The organism is Pseudomonas campi (genome assembly GCF_013200955.2).
Lineage (GTDB): Bacteria > Pseudomonadota > Gammaproteobacteria > Pseudomonadales > Pseudomonadaceae > Aquipseudomonas > Aquipseudomonas campi.
The window spans coordinates 2,268,778-2,294,591 of sequence record NZ_CP053697.2; the positions used below are offsets into that span (position 1 = coordinate 2,268,778).

Sequence of the window (25,814 nt, forward strand, 5' to 3'; positions counted from 1 at the left end):
TCATGACGCCCACCCAAGTCGCCGCCTTCTGCCTGAGCCTTCCCGGCGCCCGCGAAGACATCAAGTGGGGCGGTGTGCGGGTGTTCTCGGTGGCCGAAACCAAGATGTTCGCCCTGATTCACCTGACCAGCCACGACGACCTGGCCTTCAAGGTCGACCACGACCTGTTCCTCGGCCACTGCGATCGCCCCGGCATTCGCCCGGCGCCCTACCTGGCGCGCGCGCACTGGATCAGCATGGCGCAGCCCTACCCCCTCGCCGCCAGCGAGCTGCGGGAGCTGCTGACCCGCTCGCACCAGCTGGTGGTGAGCAAGCTGCCCAAGCGCCTCAAGCCTTCCCTGCTGCTCTGACCTTGAGCCGGAGACCCGACAATCAGTCGCCCATCCGTCCCGCTGGCTGCCCGGCCTAAACCGCTACAAGCGTGCCCTCGCCCCCCCAGGATTCCAGTCAGGATGTCTACCGCCACTGTCAGCCTGCGCGAAATCCTGGATCGGGTAAGGGCTGCCCATTCGCTACTGCGGAGCAGCACTCCGCCCCCTCGTGACCTGGGTGGCTAGTGGCCTGTTTGGCTAATTCAAATATTCATAGGCGTTAGACTTCGCCATACGGCGTTGCCGCTCCTCTCCGTAGCCCTGCTACGACTCGTCGCGGCGCCGGGTCTGACAAACCCGGGCACTCGAACTTGAATGCACGGATTAGCCGCACAGACTACCAGTGACTCACGCCAGCTCGGGCACCTTAGCAATGACCGGCAGTTTCAGATAACGCCTGACGTCCGCATCCGACTTCAGGCTATCGTCGAGCAACTCGACGACGAAGGCCAAGCCGATACCACCGAACAGACCCACCACCAGCACGCCGACCAGCACCAGCCAGAGTTTCGGACTGACCGGACGATTGTTCACCGCCCCCCAGTTGACCACCGAGACGTTGCCGATCTTGGCCGCCGCCTGGGCCGAGAGGTAACGGGTTTCCTCGGTTTTCTCCAGATACAGCTGGCGCGTATCGCGCAGTACATCGAGCTGCTGGACCAGGCGTTTGTACTCGGACTCGTGGGAGTTGAGGTCATTCAGCCGCGCCAGCGTCTCGCGCTCCAGTTGCGTCCAGTTTTCCAGGGCCTGGCGTGTTCCCGCGAGCAGGGAATCGCTTTGCAGCAGGTCGTCACGCAGGCGCGCATGCAGCGGGTTGATCCCTTTCTGGGAGGAGGAATACCGCTGGGTTTCCTGGCCCTTCAGCATGCGCTGGATTACCGCTATTTCCTCACGCACCGAACGCAGGCGAGGATCGGTAGGCGAGAAACGCTCGACAATATCGGCCTCCGTGCGTTGCAGGTCGGCAAGCTGCTTGTTCATCTCGCTGATGGAGAAGTTGTTGGCCGACTCGGCGCCAGACAGTTGGGCCGTGGCCGGCACCGAAGCAAGCTGCTGCCTGAGCACCTGGTTCTGCCGTTCGGCCTGACCAACCGCGACCTGCAGCCCGTCGATGTTCTTGCGGACATCACCCAGGCGCTCCATTTGCTGGCTGCGCTGTTTGTCCACATCGACGATCTGCTTCTCGGTGCGGAAGGTGTCCACGGCCTTCTCGGTAGCGGCCAGCTGTGTATCGAGCTGGCTCAACTGCTCGGTGAAGAAGCCGGCCTGCTCGCGCTGGTAAATGCGCACCCGCTCGCTGAGGTACTGCCGGACCAGGGTGTTGACGCCCAGGGCGGCGGATTCAGGTACCTTGCTGCGCAGGGAAACCTCGATGATGTTCGAGCTCTTGATCGCCTCGGCATCGAGATCCTTGAGGAAGCGGTTGATGGCCTGGGCTTCCAGCGTGCGGTCCGATGACAAGGGGAAGAAGTAGTCTTCCAAGCCTGTGTACAGACTTTTGGCCATCTGCACCCAACCCTTGGGGGTGTACCAGGGGTGGTTGATGTCGATCCCCGGGAACAGGCGCTGCGGCGTTGCTTCAGCCACCACTTTCTGCGCCAGATCGACGCTGGTGAGAATGCTCGACTCGGAGTGCAGCTGCTCCTCACGCACCACCGACATCATCGGCGTGCGGAACTGGCTGGAAGGCAGCGCCGGCATGTAGATATCTTCCTGGCCGATACGCACCAGCAGGCGTGCAGTGGATTCGTAGGTCGGCGAAACCAGCTTGAGGCCGGCATAACCGCCGACAACGGCAGCCAGGAAGAAGCAGCCGACCACGAGCTTGCGCTTGAACAGGATATTGAGAATGTCTCGAATGGTCATTGAGCGTTCACCTGCTTGGCTAGATTGCGAAATACATCAGCGGCGGGCCGCTTACTGCCGTCGGCGCGATACAAACCGAAGGTGCCAAGACCGTCAGGCGAGGGATAGTCCTCAAGGGAGAACCAGTAGATACGTTGCACGTTGGCGGCGAGATCGCCACGCACACCTTTGCCATAGGCTGTGCTGCCCAACTGTTTCCGGATGAAGTCGAGGGTGGCGGTAAGGCGCGTGGCCTGCTCCTGGTCGGTCACCCCCAAGCGGTGATCGGCGACAAAGTAGCCCATCTCCGTGACCCAGATCGGCTTATCGGCAAAGCCCTTCAGGTTCATCATCAGCTGCAGGTTGAATACCTTACCCAGATAGCCCGGGTCGTCATGGCTGCCTACCGCGCCGAGAGCGGCGTAGTCGCCGTCATCGCCGTCCATCTCCTCGGGGTCGCGGATGCCATCCCACCAATCGAAGAGATAGGGGTGCACGGCCATGATGTCGAAGGTTTCGCCATACAGCGGATCGGCCTCCCACAACTGCCAGAAGAAGATCAGGTCAGGCTTGGACAAGCCGGCATGCACCAGCTTGATCTTGTCCCGCTGCCCGGCAGTCTCCTGCTGCACCACGCGCATCAGTTTGACGAAGGCTGCTGCGTCCGGCTTCGGCCCCCAGAAGTTCTTGATGTTCGGTTCGTTCCACACCTGCCAGTAGACAATCGGCGTGAACGGCACCTGGGCATCGCCTTCCGGTCCGTAGCGTTGGATGGACGCCTTGAGAAAGCGCGCGTAGTCAGCAAACGCCTCATCCGCAGGGGCCATTTCATAGACCTCATCCGGCTTGGATTCGGTGCGCAGGGCCCACGCCGGCGCGTAGTGGACAATCGGCAGCAGTTCGATCTGCTCTGCCTTGGCCGCCTGCACCAGCGTGTCGAGTGCCTGCCAGTTATAGGTGCCCCGCGTCGACTCAACCTGGCGCCACTCCCAGTCCAGACGCACCTGCGTTACACCCACTGCCTTGGCCTGCTTGAAACGCTTGCGCAGGCTGGCTTCATCGCCCGGTCCCCACATGGAGTTGATACCCAGGGAGAGAGGCTCAGCCCGTGCCAGCGGTACGCTCAGCAGCAGACACAGCAACACCAGCCCGCGTAGCAAGCCACGTTGTAGATGGAGCGAGAAACGCGCACTCATCAGTCGTCTCCGTCGTCATTCTCTTCAATGATGTAGTTGACCCCGAAGCCGAGCTGGACACCCTTGAACAGCACCAGATCGGTGATGTACTGCTGTACCCAGCGGTTGCCGTTGGCGATCGGCGAACGTGGGATATAGATTATGTCCGAAGGGGTGAGCGCTACCTGAGTATCCGGACGGCCGGCCGCGATGGCCTCATCGCTGAGATCCAGGTGATAGGGCATCGGCTCGCCATTCTTGCCTTTGCGGATCAGCACGATGGATTCCATGCTGGCCGTCGGCAGCGTGCCCCCTGCCCGGTAAATCGCCTGCATCACCGACATGCCGCCATCCAGCGGAATGACCTGTGGCACCGCGACCTCACCGCCGACGTAAGCACGGAAACCCTTGAACGATCGCACGATCACCGAGACTGAGGGGTCCTTGAGGTGCGCCGTGTATTTCTGCGTGAGCAGGTCATCGACCGCCTTGGGTGTCAGGCCGGCAACCTTGAGCTCATCAATCAGCTGCATACTGATGTAACCGTCCGGGCGCACCTTCACCTGGTCATTGAGTTCCTGGGTGTAGAAGAACTTGATGTCCAGGTCATCACCCGGACGAATGCGGTACTCCACCTCAGGCACCACGCCGTCGCCATCCATCAGCGGCAACCCATCGGCGCCCGGCATGTGATCGACCTCGATCGACGTACACCCCACCAGCACCAGCGCGCCCAACAGCGCTACGCCTCGCACCCAGCCCTTTGCCCACATACGCGAATATCCTCTCGCCAAGAAAACCATGTGTTGTTGTCCGCGCCGGCTCACAGCCAGCGGTAGAGCCATTCCGGGATGAAGTTCAAGGTCCGGTTGAGTACCAGCCCCAAGAGTTTGCCGCCACTCTCTTCCAGGCGATTGGCCACGTACTGAGCGACCTGGCGGCGCGTCTTGTTGGCTTCGGCCACCAGCACCACACCGTCCATGCAGCTGGCGGCGATCATCGACACCGGCGACAGGGTCGGTGGCGGCATGTCCCATAGCACGAGGGCGAAGCGCTCATGCAGCCGAGCAAACAGCGCCTGGGTCTCGTAGTTGCCGATGCCGAACAGGTGCAGGCAGGTGTTCAGCGACACGTTGACCTTGGCCACCGCATGGCCGGGCACGCAGAGACGCTCCAGATCGCCATCGAGCACCTCCGCGTCGCCCGCATCGGCGCTGACCTCGACCACCAGGATCTGGCCAAAGGCAGCCGCCAGCTCTTCCGCTGCTTGTTCGGCGATGAAGCTGGTACCGACCATGCGCGCCACACCGACGATCATCAGTTGATTGAGTTGACGCTCACGGGCTTCTCGCAAAACCCGCGCCATCAGCTCCTGCATCGGCAACGAAAGACGACTGTCTTCCCCGAGCAGATGCAGCGGTGCCTGTGGATTGACTGCGTTCATAGACGACTCCCTGAGTCCCTAAGCCTTGGAAAGGCGCTTACCAATTTCGATGACCGGTTTCTCGAGCAATACATGGATCACCATCCCGACCGCTACGACGGTCAGCCCGCTCAGGATCGCCATCGCTCCGGCCAGGCCGCCCGAAAGTTGCAGATGCGGATAGAGCTTGCCGAACAGGGCAAGGACGAACGGATGGCTGAGGTAGATCGAGTACGATGCATCACCACACCACACCAGCCAGTCGCGCTTCTGCCACTGGCGACCGGCAGCGCGCTGGCTCTTCTCGAGATTGAGCACAGTCAGCAACAGCATGCCGTAGGCAAAACCGAAGATCAGCACCCGGACGGGGTGTTCTTGATTGAGCAGCCCGGGCTCGGCATAGCGCATGCCGAGCCCGAGGAATATCACGCACAGCAGCAGCGGCAGCTTCCAGCCGAACACCTCGGCCTTGGCCCAGAAACGGTAGATGAGCGCGCCGATGGTGAACTGAATCATGTACAGCGAAAGAATGTGGAAGTCCCAGAACTGTATGCCGGCATGCTGTTGCAGCAGCCATTTGCCCAAGGCCAGCACGCTCAGGGTCAACATCACACCATACAGCCATTGCACCGGCAGGAAGCGCGCGACCAGGAACACCGTGGCGTAGAACACCAACTCGTGCTCCACCGTCCAGCCGACAAACAACAGCGGCAAACCAGCCTGCGGCAGCATCAGCAACGAACGCGTGATCGAGCCCCAGTCATGCACCCCCGAGCCCATGGTCATGGCCGGGTTGTACAGCCACAGTACCAGCACCAGGCTGGTGAAGAATACGTACATCGGGAAGATCCGGAAGAACCGGCTGAGCAGCCAGCGCCGCGGTTCAAAGCGCGTGGTGAAGGTGATGTACGACATGATGAAGCCGCTGATCACGAAGAACAGATCCGGCGCCGAATAGCCGACCAGCTCCGAATAGATGGAGTGCTCCTGCCCCCAACCCGGCAGCTTAAAGGCGATGTCCTCGACGTGGTACACCAGCACCATCAGCACCGCCAGCCCGCGCAGGCGCTGCACACTGAGCAATTCGCCCTTGTGCACCAGGGGAGTGGCCAGGGCACGACTGTAGATACCGACGAATTCGCGCAAGATCGCTGTCATTTGCGTGCCAGCAGCAAAGGCTGCGCCTCCCCTTTAACGGTTTTGATGGAAACATCAGTGAAGCCGATACCGCGGCACATCTCGATCAGGTAGTTCGAGTCATAGGCCACCGCAGCCTCCGGATTGACCAGCGACTCCACGGCGGCAGCACCGATGCGATGGGCAAAGGTATGGCGGGTCATGAAGGTCGGCGGCGGAAAGTCCAGACAGAACACATACATCGCCATGCAGCGCCCCGGCCGCAGGATGCGGAAAGCCTCGGCGCTGTAGTTGTACAGCTCCTCCTCCAGCAGGTGGGTGTAGAGCGACGTGGAGAACACCAGGTCACGGCTCTCATCTGCCAGGGGAATGCTGTAGAAGGCCTTCTGGCCATTCTCGTTGCGGTAAGTGGCGCTGCTGTGGGTCGATTTGATGAAGCTGAAACGCTCGGTATCGAAGTGCTCACTGCACCAGGCGAGCATCTCATCGTCGATATCGATACCGATGTACTGGCCACTGAAACGCTCGCCCTTGAAGTCGTAGTCACGCAGGTGATGGGCGTAACGACCGCAACCCACGCCAATGTCGACCACATCGGAGTCGAGGCCGACCAAGCCCTTGTCCATCATGTAGTACCAGAAGTTGCGCGCAGCATTGAGGTAGACGATTTGGTTGTGGAACAACCGCGAACCGGCGCCGATACGTACGCGCATGTAGTTCGGTGGCAGGTTGCGAAACTCCTTGAACAGTAAGCCCGGCATCAGATCGCCCAGCGATAACACATGCTTGAGAACCGGGTTGTAGCTCAGCGTGGCCAATGAGGGCACCAGCTTTCTTGCCCACTGAATCATCATGAGAGCAACTCCTTGGCCGTCAAGCCAGGCTGGGTGTGCGGCGGGGTAACGCGTCGGTATAGCTGTTGTAAGGTATCGATATGGCCACCACGGGTATGCCGTTGGGCTACCAAGGCTCGCGCCGCCAGGCCCAGTGCGGGCAGCGACTCGGCCTGATCGAGCGCGCGCTGCAGGCCGGCCGCCATGCCCGCGACAGAAACACTGGCGGTCAGGTAACCGGTGCGGCCGTCTAGTACATAGTCCGGAATCCCGCCCACGGGGAATGCCAGCACCGGGGTTTCGAAAGACATGGCCTCGATACCGACCAGCGGGCCCGGGTCATCCCAGACCGAGGGCAGGACGAACAGATCGGCGCTGCGGTAATAGTCGGCAAGCTGCTCCTGGGGCAGCCACTCGATGAAGTCGATGCGCTCGGCAATGCCATGCCGCTCGGCCAGGGCCTTGGCTACCGGTAGCCGGGGCCCGGAGGAAATCGCGGTGAAGTGCCAGTCGCCGCGCAGCTGGGCTAGCGCCTTGACCAGCACTTCCAGGCCCTTGCCTTTTACCGCCTGGCCGGTGAACAGCAGCCGTAGCGGGCGCTCGCGCCCGGGCAGTCCCAGCGCCTTGGGCGCACCCAGCGACGCCCGCCCCAGCGCTTGCTGATCGAAGCGGCTGAAATAGGGCACCACGTTGACGTCCGGTTCGGCGAAACCATTCAACAGCAGCACCCGACGCATGTGCTGGCTGCCCACCACCGATGCCGAAAAGCCGTGGTAAACGGCACGCTCCGCCAGCTTGGCGGGTAAATTCTGCAAGCCCGGCACGCGGCTACCTGGGCGCGGCGCGCCGATCAGGCAGCCTTGCAAGGCACAGCTCCACCCCAGCGGACGGGTGCAGCGATCACCTGGGAAACGCCGACGACCACGGCGCAGACACATCGAGGTGTAATCGTGGAAGGAGCGCAGCAGCGGCACCCCCAGACTTGGCAGCGCCTGCAGCAAGGGCAATACGCTGCACAGATGCAGGTGCAGCAGGTCCGCCTGCCAGTCGCACAGGATCTGCAGGGCACTCTGCAAGTCGTAGGGTTGCTGGAAGCCATTGGCGGTCAACGCCAACAGCTCCACGCCACGGCAATCGAGAAACGCCGGGACCTCGCCGCCACCATGGGCCAGGCCCACGGTTTCGCCGCGTTCGGCCAAGGCCCGAGCCAGCTCCAGCACGTAGTTGGGCAGGCCGCCAATCGTCAGGGTCTCCACCAGCAACAGGATTCTCATGCCATCTGCTCCGGCTCACTCACCTTGAGGCCAACCGCGTCGGCGCGGCTGTCGCTGACACCCAGACCGAGCAACAACACCAACAGAAAATGCATGTTCTGCAACAGCAGCATGTCCACCGAGGCAAACACCATGTAGGCCGCCAAGGTGCCGATGGCCGCCAGGGTGAATACCGCCGCGTCGTCGCCGCAACGCTCGCGCCAGCGTCTGGCCAGGTGCCGCGCCACCGTCAGCAGGAACGCCAGGTAACCGAGCAGACCGACCAGCCCGGTATCGGCGAGGATTTCCAGGTAGGTGTTATGGGCATGCAGCGATGAATAGCCGAGTTCGACGTTCAGGCTTACCCCGCGGGCAAAGAACTCATCGCGGAAATTGCCCAGGCCGACGCCGAACAAGGGGTTGTCCTTGAACACATCGAAGACCACGCCCCAGATGATCAGACGGTCGAGCACCGCCTCCGGGCGACCGGGCACAAGGTCGGCGATGGTGCCGTCCCAGTTCGGCAGCATGGCGATAGTCAGCACGCCAGCCAGCGCCGCCAGCACGCCCAGCAGCACCAGCCAGCGCAGCAACACAGGGCGGAACACCACCAGCATCACCAGCACCAGGGCCAGGGCGCCCAGCAGGCCGCCGCGCGACTTGGTAGCCGCCAACCCGCCCAGGCACACCAGCAGGCATAGCCCCGCCAGCAGACGCAGCCCCGGACGCGGCGAAATGAGCAGGTGCGCGATCGCCACGCTCATGGTCATCACCAGGTACATGGCCAGACCCTGGGCACCGCCAAAGGAACTGCCGGCACGACCGGAGATATCGAAGGTATGGCGGATCTGCGCCATGTCGCCTTCCGGGATCGGCACCGGAATCCCCAGCATGCCGGTCAGCCGCGTGCCATTGCTGGCCAGTTCGTAGAGCCCGTCGATGGCGAACAGGCACGGCACCAGCAGCATGGTCAGGGCCGCGAAGCGCCAGAACGCCGGTTGCGGACGAAAGATCATCAGCAACACCGGCAGCACCATGAACCATTCGACGATGCGCAGGATCTGCTTGAGGCTGTTGCCCTGAGCGATGGAGCCGATCTGCGCCAGGCAGGTGGCGATCAGGAACGGCGTGATGGCCCACACCAGCAACGGCACGCGCCAGCGCCCCAGATGCGGCGCCTGCTCACGCTGCAACATGAACGGCCAGAGCAGGCACCAGAGCACCAGCAGACCGTCCGTGGCATTCAGCGGCAGGCCGGCGAAGGTCCTCTGGATCGGAATGGCCAAGCTGATGACGAACGGAATCATCAGCAATTGAGGTTGCTTGCTGAGTGCCAGCACCACGCCCAGCCCCACACCCAGCGCCATGCCCGGCAATGGATAGAGGGTGGTCAACAGCGCCAACAGGAAGCCGAGTGGCAGCGCCAATAGCACACCACGCCCACTGACCTCCGATCGCTGCAGCAACGAACTAAACACCATGCCCGGACACCTCCGGACCGAAAGGATTAAGGGCAATCACCCTGAAATTGGAGCGCAGTAGCGCCAGCGAGGCGGCGCGACGTTGCGGCAGCAGGCAGTGCAGGGCCGGGCGCACACTGGCCGCCAGCATTGCCAGGTCGGTTAGCAACTTGAGCAGGCACACTTCCCACAGCGCACGGTGCTTGCGATACAGGCGATAACGACTGCGGCGCAGCTCATAACGCATGCGCAGCGCCGTGGCACTCAACTGAGGTGCCGCACGCTGGCCGCTCGGCGCTCGCCCGGAAGACTTGCCGCCGTGGTGCAGCACCCGTACCTCAGGCAGCAACCATAACTGCCAGCCCTGCTGGCGGATGCGCACGCACCAGTCGACATCCTCGTCGTACATGAAGAAACCGTCATCGAGCAGGCCGACATCACGCAGCAAGGCACCGCGCAGCATCATGCAGGCACCATGCAAGCGCTCCATCGCCACTGGCGCCTGCTGACCCTGCGCCGGGTACTGCGGGCCACGTAGCGCACGACGGACCATTTCCGTCAGGGTCGGGAAGCGGCAGGGGTAATCCTGATCTTCGCCGTCATCGGCATTCACCACCCGCGCACTGACCGCGCCAACCTGTGGATTGTCCTGCAAGGCACCCAGCAGGCCATCCAGCGTGCCCGCCACCACCAGCGCATCGCTGTTGAGCAGCAGCACGTAGTCACTGCTGCACTCGCGTAGCGCCAGGTTGTTGCCCGCAGCGAAGCCCAGGTTGGCACCGGCGTCGATCAAGCGCACGTCGGCGTGAGCGGCGGCGATGCGCACCAGGCTGTCATCGCCCGAGGCGTTGTCGACCACCACCACCTCGAGCGCGGCCAGGCTGGGAGCAAAGCGCTTCAGCGAGTCGATGCACTCGATCACCAACTGCGGCGTCTTGTAATTGACGATGGAAACGCACAGCGATGTCATTGGGCGGCATCCTTTACCAGGCGCAAACGCTGGCCGAGGGCCAGGCAATAGTCACGTAACTGCGCCGTATCGACTCCTGCGATGCCGTAGGCCTGCGTTGCCGCACTCAGGTCCAGCCAGAACGGATCATGCTCGCGCAGGTTGCTGACCAGCAGTTCACCTTCACCGTAACCCTGGATCAACCATTGGGCGATACGCCCGGTCGCCGTTCCCTGCCCTGCGCCAAGGTTGAACACCCCGGGCTGGGGCGCGGCGGCGATGAGTGGCAACCAGGCGGCAAGGATTTCCACCGGCAGGAAGTCGCGCTCAATGAAAGGGCTCATGTCCAGCACGATGCGCCCCTGCTCACTGAGGCTGCGCGCCGCCATGGCGAAGAAACTCTGGCGGCCGCCACCCAGTTCGTAACCACAGACATTGCTCAAACGCAGCACCGTCAGACGTTGCTCGAGCAGGCACTGCAAGGCCTGCTCGCTCTGCCATTTGGCGGCGCCATAGAGGTTGATCGGTTGCGGCAGCAGCGCCTCATGCAGGCGACCGTCAGCAGCGGCCGGGCCATAGACCATGCGCGAGCTGAGCATCAGGTAATGCACTTGCGGATAGTCGCGCAATCGCTCAGCCAGTTGCAGGTCGATATCACGCGCGGCACTGTAGGGCTCACGTTTGAGCGCGGGATCGAAGGCGCAGTTGATCAGGCAGTCGACACCGTCCAGCCAGGCGTCTTCAGCCAGCGCCGTGCGCCAGTCGAGGAAGCGCCAGCTCGCCGTTTGCGCACGCGCCTGCAGAGCCCGGCCAATGAAACTGCTGGCACCGACCACCGCCACCGTCATGATTCACTCCAGAAAAACGCGTGCATGCTCAAGCGCCGCCGCCAGCTCATCGGTAGATGCTGATAACGCTGCCCCAGGGCGAAGCCGAAGTACTTGCCCAGCGTGCGCAGCACGATTCTGCATAGTTCGGCCAAGGCACTCTGCTGCCAGGCGACTGCCAGCTCGGCGCGAACAAAGCGCAGGCCCTCACCCGAGGCGGCCAAGCGCACGCGGCGCAACTCGTCGTCCATGGCCATCAGCGTACCGATATCGAAGTAGCGCTTGAGTTCCTGGAGCACGCTGTAGTCATGGCTATGCACCGCCTGGGCCAGTGGCTGATAGCAACGGGCATGTCCTTGCTGAAGCAAACGCAGGGCTACCGCCATGTCCTCGCCCAGCGGCAGTTTTTCAGGGAAGCCACCCACCGCCACCAGCGCGGCCCGGCGGTAGGCGGAGAATGAGTTGGAGCAGAACACGGCCTTGATCCCACGCACAGGCAGATCCGCCAGCGTGCTTCGATCGGCTTGTGCCGAATAGTTGAACTCGCGAGCAAAGCGCTCGGACAAGGTCGCCTCAGCGCGTGGCAGTTGCCGGCCATAGACCAGCGCCACCTGCTCATCGGTGAAGGGTTGCAGCAGTTGCGCTAGCCAATTCTCGCCGCGGGGGCAGGCATCCTGCGTCAGGTAGACCAGAAACTCGCTGTCGGCACACAGCTGCAACGCCAGGTTTCGGGTCTTGCCGTGTCCGAAGTCACTGCGTTGAATGCCATGCACCTGATGCCCAGCCGCCAGCGCGAGGGCGACAGTTTGGTCACGCGAGGCAGAGTCGATGAACAGCACCCGCTGCGGCGCCTGTGGCAATCCGCCGATGGCCGTCAGCAGCGCCGGCAGGTAGCGCTGGGCGTCGAGGGTGAGAATCACCACGCTGGTCCGCGCAATCGGGTCAAAAGGCATTCTTGCCTCCGAAACCGCCCAGCACGGTCTTGGTGACGATCCACATATCGAGCTCGACAGACCAGTTCTGGATGTACTGGATGTCGTAGGAAAAACGCTCGGTCAGGTGTTCCTCGGTAAAGGTGTTACCACGCAGGCCGTTGACTTGTGCCCAGCCCGTGATGCCGGGACGCACCTTGTAGCGCTCGACGAAATCCACCACCACCGCCTCGTAGATCCGGTCACCGGCCTTCACCCCGGGCGGATGCGGGCGCGGGCCGACCACCGACATATGCCCCAGCAGCACATTGAGGAATTGCGGGATCTCATCGAGACTGCTGCGCCGCAGAAACTCACCAACGCGAGTGACTCGGCTATCGCCTCGGGCAGTGAGACGAATTTCCTTGTTCGCCCCATCGGGTTCGAAGCTCATGCTACGGAACTTGTAGATGCCGAACAGTTGGTTACGCAGGCCATAACGCTGTTGCCGGAACAGCACCGGCCCAGGCGATTCGAGCTTGATCGCGGCAGCGATCAGCAAGCCGAACGGCAGAAACGCCAGCAAGGCGCAGGCCGAAAAACCGATATCGAAAAGCCTCTTGAGCAAGCGCCCTTCGACCGGCAGACGATTCATGCCCAACAACATCATCTTGTGTGGGCCCTGCTTCGGCCAGCCGGCGAAAGCGTGGCGCAGCACCGGCACTTCAGGCGCCAGATACACACTGCCCAGGCGCGAACGCAGCAAAGAAGCCAGCTCATTGACCCGCTCACCGGCATTGTTCGGCAGCGCGATCACCACGCCATCGATATCACGCGGCAGCTCTTCCAGCTGCGAGGTGTTGCCCAGCAGTGGCACAGGCAGGCTGGAGGGGTCAATCCGCGACTGGCGGTCTTCGATAAAACCGATGACCTCGATATTCGGCTCGCTCAGCGCCATGTGTTGGGCAATTGCAACACCCTGCTCGCCGGCGCCGACAATGACCAGACGCGTCTTGTGATCCCAGCGGCGAACCAGGCGTTCCAGGAGCAAGCGGCCACCCAGCGACATCATGCCTACCAGCAGGAAGAGCCCCAGCAGAAGCAGCGGCGGCAACCCATTCTGCCCGGCCAGCAGCAACAGTACCTGCAACACGGCAATTGCCATGCCCGCATTGAGCAACGCACTCACCGCTTTCAGCGCTCGTTCAACACGCCGCTGGCACAAGCCCCCGTAGACGCGTACCGGCATCAAAGCGGCAAACAGGGTGAGGAATACTGCCCACAGCCGCAGATCTGCCACCGACTCCGCCTGCACGGCAAGCATATAGACATAGAGCGCCGCCACTGCCAGGAAACCGCAGAGCGCATGCACCAATCGCAACAACAGCAGCTCTACGCCGGAAAGGGCCGCTGCATCGAAGCGCCGTACACCTTTCGGGCGAGCCGCACCCTTGCCAGGAAAACGCCGGACTCTCCCCTGTCGGGCTACATCTATTGCCTCAATCGGATCCATCACCGTCATCCCTCGAGCCAGGCCTATCCCTGGACAACCATTCGCATCCGAACCCCAGCCACCCTCCTCACGTGGTGACTTTCAATTCCGCGGCTGCCCCACTGGTGGCAAGCATCGCCAGCGTCTGGGTAATGGCCTGAACCTCAGGAGTACCGAAGAGTTCGGTGTAGCGCTCAAGGTTGTCGCGGTACCAGTCGACCAGCATGCCGAGGTCTTCACGCAAGCTGTGCTGGGGTTTCCAGCCCATGCCCTGGAGCTTGCTCCAGGAGATCGAATAGCGTGCATCGTTGAAGGGCCTGTCCGGCACGAAGTCCACCAACTGATCGACGCTGCGCCCGAAGTGCTTGCACACCAGCTCGGCCATCTCCAGGTTGGTGTATTCCTCAGTGGTACCGATGTTGTAGGTCTCACCGACCACACCCTGTTCGGCAACGAACAGCACAGCACGCGCGAAGTCGCGAGTGCTCAGATAGTGGCGGCGGTTGCTGCCGTTGCCATGCAGGGGCAGGCGCCGCCCGGTGAGCAAATGGCAGATGAAGCGGGGAATGATCTTTTCCGGGAACTGGCGAATGCCATAGAGGTTGTTCGCCCGGATGATCACGATGGGCTCGTGATAGGACTGGATATAGCCGCGCAGAATCATTTCTGCGGCAGCCTTGGAGGAAGAGTACGGGTTGGTCGGGCGCAGCACATCGTCCTCGGCCGCCGCACCGCTCATGACCTCGCCATACACCTCGTCAGTGCTGACATGCACCACTTTAGGTACGCGCTCCTGGCGGCAGGCTTCTATCAGCGCGTGGGTACCCAACACGTTGGTGCGGGTGAACTCCAGGGAGTTGCCGAAGGAGTTGTCGACGTGGCTCTCCGCTGCCGCATGGATTACCAGACAGGCGCCCTTAACCACACGTCGGCACAGGTCCAGGTCGGCCACATCACCCACCAGCAGTTGCACTCGGTTGGAGAACACATGATGAGAGATGTTTCGCACATCACCCGCATAGGTCATCTTGTCGAGGACCACCACACGAGCGTCCGGGTATTTCTGACAAGCTTCATCGACGATATGCGAGCCAGCGAAACCAGCACCACCGGTGATTACGATCTTGCGCATAAAGAGTCCCTCCCCTCTGCACCACGAAGCAATTTCGCAGTCCAGAACGATGCACCAAAGTTTAATTAAAACAGTAGGTTAATCGCACGCCGCAACTTATCCCACCAACAACTCAGTCCCAACAATAATTTGACGCCATAAATAAGAGCCCACGATTCAAATGGCCTGCCATGCTAACGGAAAACCACCCGCCTCAAGAACAAAAAGAACAGAACGCCCAATGCAGCAAGATTCACGCCACCGTAAAAAAAACCGAGAGTCGTAGTACTCAGATGAGGCCAGAAAACTGCACTTAGCAGAAGCAGGATCAACAAGGCGAATGCATGGTAGATCAAGTTTGTGACCGGCGCTCGCACAGCCAGCAAAGCCAATTGCAGTGGAGCAGAAAGAGCGACGGCAACCACGCCAAAACCCATGTAGAAGAGCGCACTTGAACCTTCACGATAACTCTCGCCATAGATCGCCACGAGCAATCTGTCACCCTCGACAGCTACAACGATAAGAAACAGCAGCGCTGGCGCGAGAAACAACATTGAAATACGCAAAACATACGCAAAGAAACCAGATGAGCAGGCATCTCGATAGTTCGCCATGAACTTGGGCCTGAAGTAATTGGTCAGCCCGACCAGCAATGGGTTCATTAAATTAGTCAGCGCCATGCACACCGCAAAAACCCCGGCATTCCTGACGCCACCACCTGCCAGAGCCAGCCATGGGTAGAGCTGAACGCTGGCGACATGGCACGCCGTCCCCAGCACCAGCCAATGGCCATAGCCGAAGAACCGACTCAGCCAGGTGAAAATTTCGCTACTTGTCGATGCCTGGCCAGCGAACATCCCCCACCCCAGAAAACCCAGAACGGGCAGCAAAGCCGCCAAACCAATTGCGAGAAAGGCAGTACCTGCCGATAACCAATCGGCAGCAGCCAGCAGAAATATCAGCGCAAGTTGCAACGCGCACGAGAGCAGATCCCTCAACAATACGGACGTCAATTTTCCAGCAACATATAAATGACGCCGAACAAACTCGCGCAAGACCAGCCCTATTACAGCCAGGGGCAAAGTAAACACCAGTCCACGCAAACTCTCCACACCCAGAATGGCTGCAGCAACGATCAATAGACAAACCAGCAGACCCACTAGAAAAGACCCGACTAAACCCGCCTTTAAAATACCGGATTGCCGCCCCCCCTCCTGGGAACTGAAATAGGTGTACGGTGTTGCGACCAATGTGTCACCAAGACAGGTAACGAGAAAACAAAACGAAAATCCGAGCGCAAATAGCCCCAACTCCTCTTGGCCGGCAGCGCGCGCGATAACCAGACCCGTAACAAAACTTCCAACACTTTGTGCTGCTTGCCCCAATAATACGAAAACAGCTCCACCCACTCTTTCGCGCAAGGAAAGAAATTGACTAAATACCCCCATAAAAGCTCCAGCAGCCCTGCGAATATCCTGTGAAAGCGCCTGATTTTTAGCCGTCTGCCACCAAAGAACCTTGAGATGAATGGTGGCAAAACGTCATATTTTGTCACTTATGGACGCTATGCCTACGGACGCCGGGCCAGTCGATGCTCCTTGAACCGGCATGCTAGCCATTGGCCGCCCTATCACTGTGCAGCCTGCCCTCACCTCGCCGACAGCATAGAAGGCAAAACGCCAGCAGAACAACCGGTGAGGAAGCTCTGTCAGCCCAGACTGCCGATCGACTGGACATTAGAAGGGGCTTAGGAGGCAAAGCCCCTCAAAGCGGCTTCTCTTGCTGCAGATTTAGCAGGCAGTGATGAAGGCTGCTGCACCGATGATTGAAACGCTACTCGCACTCTATTCGGCGACGGGCTGGGTAACTGGCACACTGACTCGAACGAACGCTCGCCGCCGTGCAGGGCCGCCGGGATATCGATACCTTACCTACGTCCGTCGCCAATAGCTTGCCGATCAACCGCCTGCATCTGTGCGACGGCGAATACGCCGGGTTGCGCATGCTGCTCATCACGGCACAGACGCTACAGATCAGCCCATGCGCCCGCCAGGGCGCGCACCGCGATCTCTACGAGAGCCGCAAAGGCACTGGCTTCCAGGCGTTTCTGACGGCGACTGCGACGGCCTGTAGCTCGACTATCCCAAACCGCTCCGCGCCCTGCCGGCACCAGGCGCTGAGCCCATCCATCCTACTGGCTGCCCTTCCCCATGCAGAAAGCTGTACAATCGCGCCCCTTTCGCGCCTGCGCGCCCGCTTTCTGGATCTGATTCGTGATCTCCACCGCCAACATCACCATGCAATTCGGGGCCAAACCCCTGTTCGAGAACGTTTCCGTCAAGTTCGGCGGCGGCAACCGCTACGGCCTGATCGGGGCTAACGGCTGCGGCAAGTCGACCTTTATGAAAATTCTTGGCGGCGATCTGGAGTCGTCCGGCGGCCAGGTGATGCTCGAGCCGAACGTGCGCCTGGGTAAATTGCGCCAGGATCAGTTCGCTTACGAGCAGTTCAGCGTGATCGACACCGTGATCATGGGTCACGAGGAGCTGTGGAAGGTCAAGGCCGAGCGCGACCGTATCTATTCGCTGGCGGAGATGAGCGAAGAAGACGGCATGAAGGTCGGCGAGCTGGAAGGTGAGTTCGCCGAAATGGATGGCTACACCGCCGAATCGCGCGCCGGAGAACTGCTGCTCGGCCTGGGCATTCCGCTGGAACAACACTTCGGCCCGATGAGCGAAGTAGCGCCGGGCTGGAAGCTGCGTGTGTTGCTGGCCCAGGCGCTGTTCTCCGACCCGGAAGTGCTGCTGCTGGACGAACCGACCAACCACCTGGACATCAACACCATCCGCTGGCTGGAAAACATCCTCACCCAGCGCAACAGCACCATGATCATCATCTCGCACGACCGTCACTTCCTGAACAGCGTGTGCACCCACATGGCTGACCTGGACTACGGCGAGCTGCGCCTGTTCCCGGGCAACTACGACGAGTACATGACCGCAGCGACCCAGTCGCGCGAGCAGCTGCTGTCGGACAACGCCAAGAAGAAGGCGCAGATCAACGAACTGCAGAGCTTCGTCAGCCGCTTCTCGGCCAACGCCTCGAAAGCCAAGCAGGCCACCAGCCGCGCCAAGCAGATCGACAAGATCCAGCTGGCCGAGGTCAAGCCGTCCAGCCGCGTCAGCCCGTTCATCCGCTTCGAGCAGAACAAGAAGCTGCACCGCCAGGCCGTGATGGTCGACAAAATGGCCAAGGGCTTCGACGGCAAGACGCTGTTCAAGAACTTCAGCTTCCAGGTCGAAGCCGGCGAGCGCGTCGCCATCATCGGCCCCAACGGCATCGGCAAAACCACCCTGCTGCGCACCCTGGTCGGCGAGCTGACCCCGGACGCCGGCTCGGTGAAATGGACCGATAGCGCCGAACTGGGTTACTACGCCCAAGACCACGCCCACGACTTCGAAGACGACGTTACCCTGTTCGACTGGATGAGCCAGTGGACCCAGGGCGAGCAGATGGTGCGTGGCACCCTCGGCCGCATGCTGTTTTCCAACGACGAGATCCTCAAGTCGGTCAAAGTCATCTCCGGTGGTGAGCAAGGCCGCATGCTGTTCGGCAAGCTGATCGTGCAGAAGCCCAACGTGCTGGTGATGGACGAACCGACCAACCACCTGGACATGGAATCGATCGAGTCGCTCAACCTGGCGCTGGAAAACTACCCGGGCACGCTGATCTTCGTCAGCCATGACCGCGAGTTCGTCGGCTCCCTGGCCACGCGCATCATCGAGCTGTCGCCGAACGGCATCACCGACTTCAGCGGGACCTATGACGACTACCTGCGCAGCCAAGGTGTGATTGTTTAAGGCAACGGCCTGAACGCTCGCACCACCTGCTAGCGGCATAAACAAAAAGGGCATCCCACGGGATGCCCTTTTTGTTTATGGGCGGCTCAATGCCCGCCCAGGTAGGCGTTGCGCACCTCCTGGTTGCCCAGCAGCTCCGCGCCGGTACCGCTCAGGCGAATTTCTCCGGTGACCATCACGTAGGCGCGATCCGACAGCTTGAGCGCGTGGTTGGCGTTCTGCTCCACCAGGAAGATGGTCATGCCGGTCTGAGCCAGCTCGCGCAGGGTCTGGAAGATCTGCTTGACCACGATTGGCGCCAGGCCCAGCGAGGGCTCGTCGAGCAGCAGCAGCTTGGGTCGGCTCATCAGCGCACGGGCAATGGCGAGCATCTGTTGCTCGCCGCCGGACATGGTCATGGCACGCTGATTGCGCCGCTCCTTGAGCCGCGGGAACAGCTCGAACATGCGCTGCATGTCCTCGTCGGCATGCGCCGTGCCGATCGGGATGGTGCCCATCAGCAGGTTCTCTTCCACACTCATGTCGGGGAACACCCGGCGCCCTTCCGGCGCCTGCGCCACGCCGTTGGAGGCGACGTAGTGCGAGGACTTGTGGGTGATGTCGGTGCCACGAAAGAGGATCTGCCCTGCCGAGGCGCGCGGCTGGCCGAAGATCGACATCAGCAGCGTGGACTTGCCGGCACCGTTGGAGCCGATCAGGCTCACCGTCTCGCCTTCGTTGATGTGCAGGCTGACCTTCTTCAGCGCCTGGATCACCCCGTAGTGCACGTCGACGTCCTTCAGTTCGAGGAGCGGCTCGCTCATGCCAGCTCCTCCTCGTCCGCGCCCAGGTAGGCGGCGATCACTTTCGGGTCGTGACGAATCTCAGCCGGCCCGCCCTCGGCGATCACCACACCGTGGTCGAGCACGACGATATGGTCGGAAATGCTCATCACCATGCCCATGTCGTGCTCAATCAGCAGTACGGTCATCTCGTGCTCGTCGCGCAGCTTGCGGATGATCGCGCTCAAGGCCTCGGTTTCCGCCGGATTGAGGCCGGCGGCCGGTTCATCCAGGCAGATCAGCTGCGGCCGCGTGCACATGGCCCGGGCGATTTCCAGGCGGCGCTGCTGGCCGTAGGACAGCTCACCGGCCAGGCGGTTGGCGCAGTCCACCAGGTCGACCACCTCCAGCCAGTAGAAGGCGTGGTTGAGCGCGTCCTCCTCGGCCTTGCGGTAGCCGCGGGTATTGAACACGCCGGCCAGCAGGCTGCGGTTGACCCACATGTGCTGGGCCACCAGCAGGTTCTCCACCACCGACATTTCCTTGAACAGGCGGATGTTCTGGAAGGTGCGCGCCAGACCGGCTCGGTTGACCAGATGGGTACCGCCGAACATCTTGAACCAGATGCGGCTGGCCAGGGTGGCCGGGGCCACGAAGTCGCTCGGCCGGAACGGCTCGCCGAGTACCTGGATCACGTCGGTGACGGTGCCCCGCGCGTGCAGCTTGATGCTACCGCCGGTGGCCTGGTAGAAGCCGGTGAGGCAGTTGAACACCGTGGTCTTGCCGGCACCGTTGGGGCCGATCAGCGCCGAGATCGAGTGGCGTTTGACCTGCAGGCTGACGTCGTTGAGCGCCTTGATGCCACCGAAGTGCATCATCAGGCTGTCGACCCTGAGAATCATCTCGTCGCTCATGGCGCCACCCCCTTACGCGGCGTGACCCCGGTACGACTGATGCGGATCAGCCCACGCGGGCGCCAGATCATCATCAGCACCATGAGCATGCCGAACAGCAACACGCGGTAGTCGGCGAAACTGCGCAGCAGCTCCGGCGCCACCGTCAGTACGAAGGCGGCGATCACCACACCCACCGTCGAGCCCATGCCGCCGAGCACGACGATGGCGAGAATCAGCGCCGACTCGAAGAAGGTGAAGGACGACGGGTTGACGAAGCCCTGGTAGCTGGCGAAGAACACCCCGGCCAGCCCCGCGGTGGAGGCGCCAATCATGAAGGCCGAGAGCTTCACCAGCACATGATTGAGGCCCATGGCGCGGCAGGCGATCTCGTCTTCGCGCAGCGCTTCCCAGGCGCGGCCGACGGGCATGCGTGTCAGACGGTGCTTGATGTACAGCACCAGCATCACCACTAGGAACAGCACCACGTAGATGAACAGGAACTTCAGGTTGGGGTTGTAGGCGACGCCGAAAAATTCATGGAACGGCACTCCGCCGTCCTTGGCGCGGCGGCTGAACTCCAGGCCGAAAAAGCTCGGCGACGGCACCGACATGCCGTTCGGCCCGCCAGTGAAGCTCAGCCAGTTGTTGAGCACCAGGCGGATGATCTCGCCGAAGCCGAGGGTGACAATGGCCAGGTAGTCGCCGTGCATGCGCAGCACCGGGAAGCCCAGCAACGCCCCCGCCGCTGCCGCCAGCAATGCCGCCAAAGGCAACACCGTCCAGAAGCCCAGGCCGAGATACTGGTAGCCCAGCGCCAGGCCGTAGGCGCCGATGGCGTAGAAGGCCACGTAGCCGAGGTCGAGCAGGCCGGCCAGGCCGACCACGATGTTCAGGCCCAGCCCCAGCAGCACGTAGATCAGGCCGAGAATGACCACCGTGAGCAGGTACTTGCTGGCGAAGAACGGGAAGACCAGCGCCACCACCAGCAGCAACGGGATGATCCAGCGCAGCCGCGACTGGTAGTCCGGCGGCCGCACGTGCACACCCGAAGCGTTGCCTTCGAAGCGCGCCAGCAGCGCGACACCGCTAGCACTCTGCAGATACAGGCTGAGCAGCAGGCGGCCGAGCATGACCACACCGATCACCACGCCGAGCCGCTGCGGTTGCAGGTTGAAGCTGTAGCCGTCGAGCACCACGCCGACGATGGGGCCGAACACGATCAGGGCGATCAGGCCGGCGAGCAGTGCATCCAGCAAGCTTTTCTTCAGGTCCCAGCCCTGGGTGCTGGCAGGCAGGCTCATACCTTCGCCACCTGGGGACGGCCCAGGAGCCCTTGCGGCCGGAAAATCAGGATGATTACCAGCAGGCCGAAGCTGAACACATCCTTGTAGTCGGTGTTGACCATGCCGGAGAACTGCGCCTCGGCCACGCCGAGAATCAACCCGCCGAGCATCGCCCCCGGCAGCGAGCCGATGCCACCGAGCACCGCCGCGGTGAACGCCTTGATGCCGATGACAAAGCCGGCATAGAAGTCGAAGGTGCCGTAGTTCATGGTGATCAGCACACCGGCCAGCGCGGCCATGGCGGCGCCGATGACGAACACGTAGGAGATCACCCGGTCGGTGTTGATGCCGAGGATCGAGGCCATCTTGCGATCCTGCTGGGTAGCGCGGCACATGCGGCCGAGCTTGGTGTGCTGGATTACGTAGGTGAGCACGCCCATGCCGACGAAGGCGGCGATGAGGATGAACACCTTGGTGTAGGTGAGCTGGACGAAGCCCTCACCGATAGGAAAGCGGAACGCGCCATCGAGCAGGGTCGGTACGCCCTGCTGGCGCGCGCCCTGGCTGATCTGCACGTAGTTCTGCAGGATCAGCGACATGCCGATGGCGCTGATCAGCGGCGCCAGGCGCGTAGAGTTGCGCAGCGGCTTGTAGGCGATGCGTTCGATCACCCAGCCATACATACCGGTGACGAAGATGGTGAACAGCAGCGTGCCGAGGATCAGCAGCGGAAAGGATTCGAGGCCGAAGAAGGCCAGCAGGGCCAGGGTGATGGCCGACAGGTAGGCAGAGATCATGTACACCTCGCCGTGGGCGAAGTTGATCATGCCGATGATGCCGTAAACCATGGTGTAGCCGATGGCGATCAGGCCATAGACCGCGCCGAGGGTCAGGCCGTTAATCATTTGCTGCAGGAAGATGCCGTCCATGAAATAAGTCTCATAGGCGTGGACAAGGACGACCGCCGCGCGAGGCCGCGATCATGCAGACGCAGCGCCCGGCCTGCCATGGCGGGCCGGAGCGTGCGAGTCGATCACTGCTGGTGGTACTTGCCCTTGTCGTCCCACTCGTACATCACGTAGTCGGAGACTTGCAGGTCTCCCTTGCCATCCCAGGACTTCTTGCCCATCACGGTATCGACGCTATTGGCCTTCAGCCATTCGCTGGCCTTACCGCCCTCGCTGCCGCCGGCGCCCTTGAAGGCCGCAGCCAGGGCCTGAACCGAGGCATAGGCATACAGGGTGTAACCCTCGGGCTCGAAGCCATTGGCGCGGAACTTCTCGATCACCGCCTTGCCTTCCGCCAGCTGGCGTGGGTCGGCGCCGAAGGTCATCAGCACACCCTTGGTGTATTGCGGGCCACCGGCGGTGGTGACCATTTCGTCGGTCACTACGCAGTCACCGGAAACGAAAGCGGCGGTGACGCCCTGCTCACGCATCTGGCGTACCAGCGGACCGGCTTCCGGGTGGCAACCACCGAAATAGACCACTTCGGCACCGGCCGAGCGGATCTTGGTGACCAGGGCGTTGAAGTCCTTCTCGCCGCGGGTCAGGCCCTCGTACAACACCGGCTCGATGCCGCGTTTGGCCAACTGCGCCTTGGTCGCGTCGGCCAGGCCCTGGCCATAGGTGTCCTTGTCATGGATCACCGCAATCTTCTTGGCCTTGAGCTTGTCCACCAGGTAGTCGCCGGCCACCACGCCCTGCTGGTCGTCACGCCCGCACATGCGGAACATGCCGGGCAGGCCGCGCTCGGTCACTTGCGGGTTGGTCGAGGCCGGGGTGATGGCGATGATGCCGGCCTCGTCGTACACCTCGGAGGCCGGAATGGTCGAGGAAGAACAGAAGTGGCCGATCACGCCGACCGCCTTGTCGGAATCCACCAGGCGGTTGGCCACCGCCACGGCCTGCTTCGGCTCGCAGGCGTCGTCGGCCTTGACCAGTTTGATCTGCTCGCCGTTGATGCCGCCAGCGGCGTTGATGTCCTCGGCGGCCTGAGTAGCGCCACGCCAGTATTGCTCGCCGAACGAGGCGTTGGGCCCCGTGTGCGGGCCGGCCACGCCGATGACGACATCGGCCAGGGTGAAGGAAGAAGCGCCCATCGCGGTGCTGACAGCGAGAGCCAGAAAGCCTTTTCTGAAAATCTTCTGCGACATGGTGTACTCCTGAGGTTTTAGGTGTTGGCAACCTGCGACAGCAAGGCGTATGCCAGCGGATGCCTCAAGAATCCAAGCAGAAAAAACGGAGGGCGCTAATAAAGAAGCAGGCCTTTATGAAAATTTATCCAAAATCGTCACGACTGCAGGCTCCCCAGAAACCTGGACCGCCTGCCCTGCGGACCAGGTTTTACTGTTGCAAGCGAGGCCTGTCGCCATGCTTTGCTTACCCGCCCAGTTTCAGTGCGCTGCATCCACCCATCCGCACCAGCAGGCGCCAGCGCCTGAATACCGAGAGCAGGCCATCTCTGCCTGGCCTGTCACCATCGGCCGCAGGCTCAGATCAGACGCCGCCCAGGTAGTCCATCTTGCCGATTGCCAGGCCGTTATGGCGGAGGATGGCGTAGGCCGTGGTGACGTGAAAGTAGAAATTCGGCAACACGAAATGCTGCAGATAATCCTGGCCCGTGAACTTCATCTCGGCGCCCGGGAACTTGAGCACGACCTCCCTACCCTCGCTGCCGTCGATCTGCGCGGGACTGAAACCCTTGAGAAAGTCCACCGTCTTCTGAATGCGCGCCTGCAGCTCGGCGAAGCTGCTCTCGGTATCGGCGTAACTGGGAATCTCCACGCCGGCCAGGCGGGCGGCACAGCCTTTGACGGCATCGCTGGCGATCTGCACCTGGCGGGTCAGCGGGTGCATATCGGGCGCCAGACGCGCATTGAGCAATACGGCAGGGTCGATCTTCTTCGCGTCGGCATAGGCGGCAGCCTTGTCGAGGATGGCCGAAAGGTTGCCGAACATACGCACGAACACCGGAATCGAAGCTTGGTACATGGAAAGCGACATCGAAGTGACTCCTCTAGGAATGATGGCTGTAGGACTCTGCTAGGGTAGCTGCAGTTCAGCCAAGGGAGACTGCATCTTGATGACAGCCGCACAGATAGCCGAGTATTGCCTGAGCCTGCCCGGCGCCCGCGAAGACCTTAAATGGGGCGAGAACCGGGTGTTTTCCATCGCCGACAACAAGATGTTCGCCATTCTCGACTTTCTCGGCAACAAGCTGGCCTTCAAGGTCGACAAGGAGCTGTTCCTCGGCTTTGTCGACCGCCCCGGCATCCGTCCCGCGCCTTATCTGGCGCGAGCCTACTGGATCAGCATGGCGCCACCCTGGCCGCTCGGCGACGAGGAACTGCGCGACCTGCTGCGCCGCTCGCACCAGTTGGTGGTGCGCAAACTGCCGAAGATTCGCCAGGTCGGCCTGCTGCTCGATCAGTAAGCGCCTGTCTCGGATTATCCGTAGCAGCAGAAAGCCCGCAGATCAGCCCTGGTGCGCGCAGCGCAGCCTGCGTTACTGGCCTTGGAGCTGGCTACGGCAGGACACCGTGCAGATAGGCGCCAAGAAAACGGCCATCCAGCAGCAAATGGTCGAACCAGAAGCCCTGATGCAGCAGGACGATCAGCCAGAACAGCAGCTGGAACGGCAGCTTGCGCGTCTTGTGCCGAAACACCTGCTGCGCCACCAGTGCACCGGGCCAACCGCCGAGCAGGGCCACGAGTTGCAGCTGGCTTTCGGGAGTACGCCAGCGGCCCTTCTGCGCGCTGCGCTTGTCGTTCCAGTACTGGCCGAAGCTGATCAGGCTGAGCAGCGCATAGGCGCCCAACGCCCACGCCACACCGGCGCCCAGCCAGAGCTGCAGGGCCCCGGCCAGCGGTAGCGCGCACAGCACCAGCAGAATGATCAGTTTAAGCGGCAGTTGCTGAATAGCGCCCGTGACAGCGCGAGATGCGCGCGGTACGGGCTCCACTGCAGCCGCACGCGACTTTCGCCGAATCGCCGGACGATCCAGGCTCAGCCCTTCGAAGCGCATGTGCTCGGCGCGCAGCCGCCCCTGGGCATCCTTGCCGGGCACGAACAGCACCGTTTCACCGGGCTGTGGACGGCGCTCACCGCGCAGCGCCGAGACATGCACAAACAGCTGCTCACCGCCCTGCTCCGGCTGGATAAAACCGAAGCCCTTGGCATCGTTCCAGCTTTTCAGGGTGCCGCGTTTCTCAGTCGCCTGCATGC

Annotated in this window: 24 protein-coding genes; 3 read left to right on the forward strand and 21 right to left on the reverse strand. The window is 61.9% G+C overall.

Annotation, left to right across the window (positions count from 1 at the left end):
* The first annotated feature begins 2 nt into the window (after positions 1-2).
* A complete protein-coding gene (locus HNE05_RS10570) occupies positions 3-350 on the forward strand; it encodes an MmcQ/YjbR family DNA-binding protein (protein WP_173206730.1) in 348 nt (115 codons plus the stop codon).
* Positions 351-719: 369 nt separating this feature from the next.
* On the opposite strand, the gene HNE05_RS10575 is transcribed toward HNE05_RS10570, so the two are convergent.
* The 14 genes from HNE05_RS10575 to HNE05_RS10640 form a co-directional block, all read right to left on the reverse strand.
* Complete coding sequence (locus HNE05_RS10575; protein WP_173206733.1) at positions 720-2,237, reverse strand: GumC family protein; 1,518 nt, start codon at positions 2,235-2,237, stop codon at positions 720-722.
* Positions 2,234-3,412, reverse strand: a complete 1,179-nt coding sequence (locus HNE05_RS10580) for a glycoside hydrolase 5 family protein (protein WP_173206736.1) — start codon at positions 3,410-3,412, stop codon at positions 2,234-2,236. The genes HNE05_RS10575 and HNE05_RS10580 overlap by 4 nt, the downstream gene beginning before the upstream one ends.
* Positions 3,412-4,164 carry a polysaccharide biosynthesis/export family protein gene (locus HNE05_RS10585; protein WP_173206739.1) on the reverse strand — a complete coding sequence of 251 codons (753 nt, stop codon included), beginning with the start codon at positions 4,162-4,164 and terminating at the stop codon, positions 3,412-3,414. The genes HNE05_RS10580 and HNE05_RS10585 overlap by 1 nt, the downstream gene beginning before the upstream one ends.
* A 50-nt stretch (positions 4,165-4,214) precedes the next feature.
* Positions 4,215-4,835, reverse strand: a complete 621-nt coding sequence (locus HNE05_RS10590; protein WP_173206742.1) for a P-loop NTPase family protein — start codon at positions 4,833-4,835, stop codon at positions 4,215-4,217.
* A gap of 18 nt (positions 4,836-4,853) precedes the next feature.
* Entirely contained in the window at positions 4,854-5,972 is a 1,119-nt protein-coding gene (locus tag HNE05_RS10595) for an acyltransferase family protein (RefSeq protein WP_173206745.1), read from the reverse strand.
* Entirely contained in the window at positions 5,969-6,805 is an 837-nt protein-coding gene (locus tag HNE05_RS10600) for a class I SAM-dependent methyltransferase (RefSeq protein WP_173206748.1), read from the reverse strand. Before HNE05_RS10600 ends, HNE05_RS10595 begins: the two co-directional genes overlap by 4 nt.
* Positions 6,802-8,058 carry a glycosyltransferase family 4 protein gene (locus HNE05_RS10605; protein ID WP_173206751.1) on the reverse strand — a complete coding sequence of 419 codons (1,257 nt, stop codon included), beginning with the start codon at positions 8,056-8,058 and terminating at the stop codon, positions 6,802-6,804. The genes HNE05_RS10600 and HNE05_RS10605 overlap by 4 nt, the downstream gene beginning before the upstream one ends.
* Entirely contained in the window at positions 8,055-9,518 is a 1,464-nt protein-coding gene (locus HNE05_RS10610) for an O-antigen ligase family protein (RefSeq protein WP_173206754.1), read from the reverse strand. The genes HNE05_RS10605 and HNE05_RS10610 overlap by 4 nt, the downstream gene beginning before the upstream one ends.
* Complete coding sequence (locus HNE05_RS10615; RefSeq protein WP_173206757.1) at positions 9,508-10,467, reverse strand: glycosyltransferase family 2 protein; 960 nt, start codon at positions 10,465-10,467, stop codon at positions 9,508-9,510. Before HNE05_RS10615 ends, HNE05_RS10610 begins: the two co-directional genes overlap by 11 nt.
* Positions 10,464-11,294 carry an NAD-dependent epimerase/dehydratase family protein gene (locus HNE05_RS10620; RefSeq protein ID WP_173206760.1) on the reverse strand — a complete coding sequence of 277 codons (831 nt, stop codon included), beginning with the start codon at positions 11,292-11,294 and terminating at the stop codon, positions 10,464-10,466. Before HNE05_RS10620 ends, HNE05_RS10615 begins: the two co-directional genes overlap by 4 nt.
* The gene (locus HNE05_RS10625; protein ID WP_173206763.1) at positions 11,291-12,226 is read right to left on the reverse strand and encodes a glycosyltransferase family 2 protein; all 936 of its coding nucleotides are present in this window, start codon (positions 12,224-12,226) and stop codon (positions 11,291-11,293) included. Before HNE05_RS10625 ends, HNE05_RS10620 begins: the two co-directional genes overlap by 4 nt.
* Complete coding sequence (locus tag HNE05_RS10630; protein ID WP_173206767.1) at positions 12,216-13,568, reverse strand: exopolysaccharide biosynthesis polyprenyl glycosylphosphotransferase; 1,353 nt, start codon at positions 13,566-13,568, stop codon at positions 12,216-12,218. The genes HNE05_RS10625 and HNE05_RS10630 overlap by 11 nt, the downstream gene beginning before the upstream one ends.
* 196 nt (positions 13,569-13,764) lie before the next feature.
* Positions 13,765-14,808, reverse strand: a complete 1,044-nt coding sequence (locus HNE05_RS10635) for a GDP-mannose 4,6-dehydratase (protein ID WP_173206770.1) — start codon at positions 14,806-14,808, stop codon at positions 13,765-13,767.
* A gap of 173 nt (positions 14,809-14,981) precedes the next feature.
* Positions 14,982-16,235 (reverse strand): lipopolysaccharide biosynthesis protein, encoded by a 1,254-nt coding sequence (locus tag HNE05_RS10640; RefSeq protein ID WP_173206773.1) that lies wholly within the window; start codon positions 16,233-16,235, stop codon positions 14,982-14,984.
* Between the two features lie 825 nt (positions 16,236-17,060).
* Here HNE05_RS10640 and HNE05_RS10650 point away from each other — a divergent pair.
* On the forward strand, positions 17,061-18,647 hold the full coding sequence (locus HNE05_RS10650; RefSeq protein WP_173206779.1) for an ABC-F family ATPase: 1,587 nt from the start codon (positions 17,061-17,063) through the stop codon (positions 18,645-18,647).
* 86 nt (positions 18,648-18,733) lie between these two features.
* Here the strand turns inward: HNE05_RS10650 and HNE05_RS10655 are convergent, their stop codons facing one another.
* The 6 genes from HNE05_RS10655 to HNE05_RS10680 all read right to left on the reverse strand — a co-directional run bounded on the left by HNE05_RS10655 (position 18,734) and on the right by HNE05_RS10680 (position 24,592).
* Complete coding sequence (locus HNE05_RS10655; protein ID WP_173206782.1) at positions 18,734-19,450, reverse strand: ABC transporter ATP-binding protein; 717 nt, start codon at positions 19,448-19,450, stop codon at positions 18,734-18,736.
* Positions 19,447-20,322, reverse strand: a complete 876-nt coding sequence (locus HNE05_RS10660; RefSeq protein WP_173206785.1) for an ABC transporter ATP-binding protein — start codon at positions 20,320-20,322, stop codon at positions 19,447-19,449. Before HNE05_RS10660 ends, HNE05_RS10655 begins: the two co-directional genes overlap by 4 nt.
* Complete coding sequence (gene livM, locus HNE05_RS10665) at positions 20,319-21,605, reverse strand: high-affinity branched-chain amino acid ABC transporter permease LivM (protein WP_173206788.1); 1,287 nt, start codon at positions 21,603-21,605, stop codon at positions 20,319-20,321. Before livM ends, HNE05_RS10660 begins: the two co-directional genes overlap by 4 nt.
* A complete protein-coding gene (locus tag HNE05_RS10670) occupies positions 21,602-22,516 on the reverse strand; it encodes an ABC transporter permease subunit (protein WP_173206791.1) in 915 nt (304 codons plus the stop codon). The genes livM and HNE05_RS10670 overlap by 4 nt, the downstream gene beginning before the upstream one ends.
* 104 nt (positions 22,517-22,620) lie before the next feature.
* The gene (locus tag HNE05_RS10675) at positions 22,621-23,742 is read right to left on the reverse strand and encodes a branched-chain amino acid ABC transporter substrate-binding protein (protein WP_173206795.1); all 1,122 of its coding nucleotides are present in this window, start codon (positions 23,740-23,742) and stop codon (positions 22,621-22,623) included.
* A gap of 343 nt (positions 23,743-24,085) precedes the next feature.
* Positions 24,086-24,592: a DUF1993 domain-containing protein gene (locus HNE05_RS10680; RefSeq protein ID WP_173206798.1), complete on the reverse strand. Its 507-nt coding sequence runs from the start codon at positions 24,590-24,592 to the stop codon at positions 24,086-24,088.
* 79 nt (positions 24,593-24,671) lie between these two features.
* Here HNE05_RS10680 and HNE05_RS10685 point away from each other — a divergent pair, with 79 nt between their 5' ends.
* Positions 24,672-25,022 (forward strand): MmcQ/YjbR family DNA-binding protein, encoded by a 351-nt coding sequence (locus HNE05_RS10685; RefSeq protein WP_173211652.1) that lies wholly within the window; start codon positions 24,672-24,674, stop codon positions 25,020-25,022.
* Positions 25,023-25,113: 91 nt separating this feature from the next.
* On the opposite strand, the gene HNE05_RS10690 is transcribed toward HNE05_RS10685, so the two are convergent.
* Complete coding sequence (locus HNE05_RS10690; RefSeq protein WP_173206801.1) at positions 25,114-25,812, reverse strand: DUF1294 domain-containing protein; 699 nt, start codon at positions 25,810-25,812, stop codon at positions 25,114-25,116.
* Between the last annotated feature and the right edge of the window lie 2 nt (positions 25,813-25,814).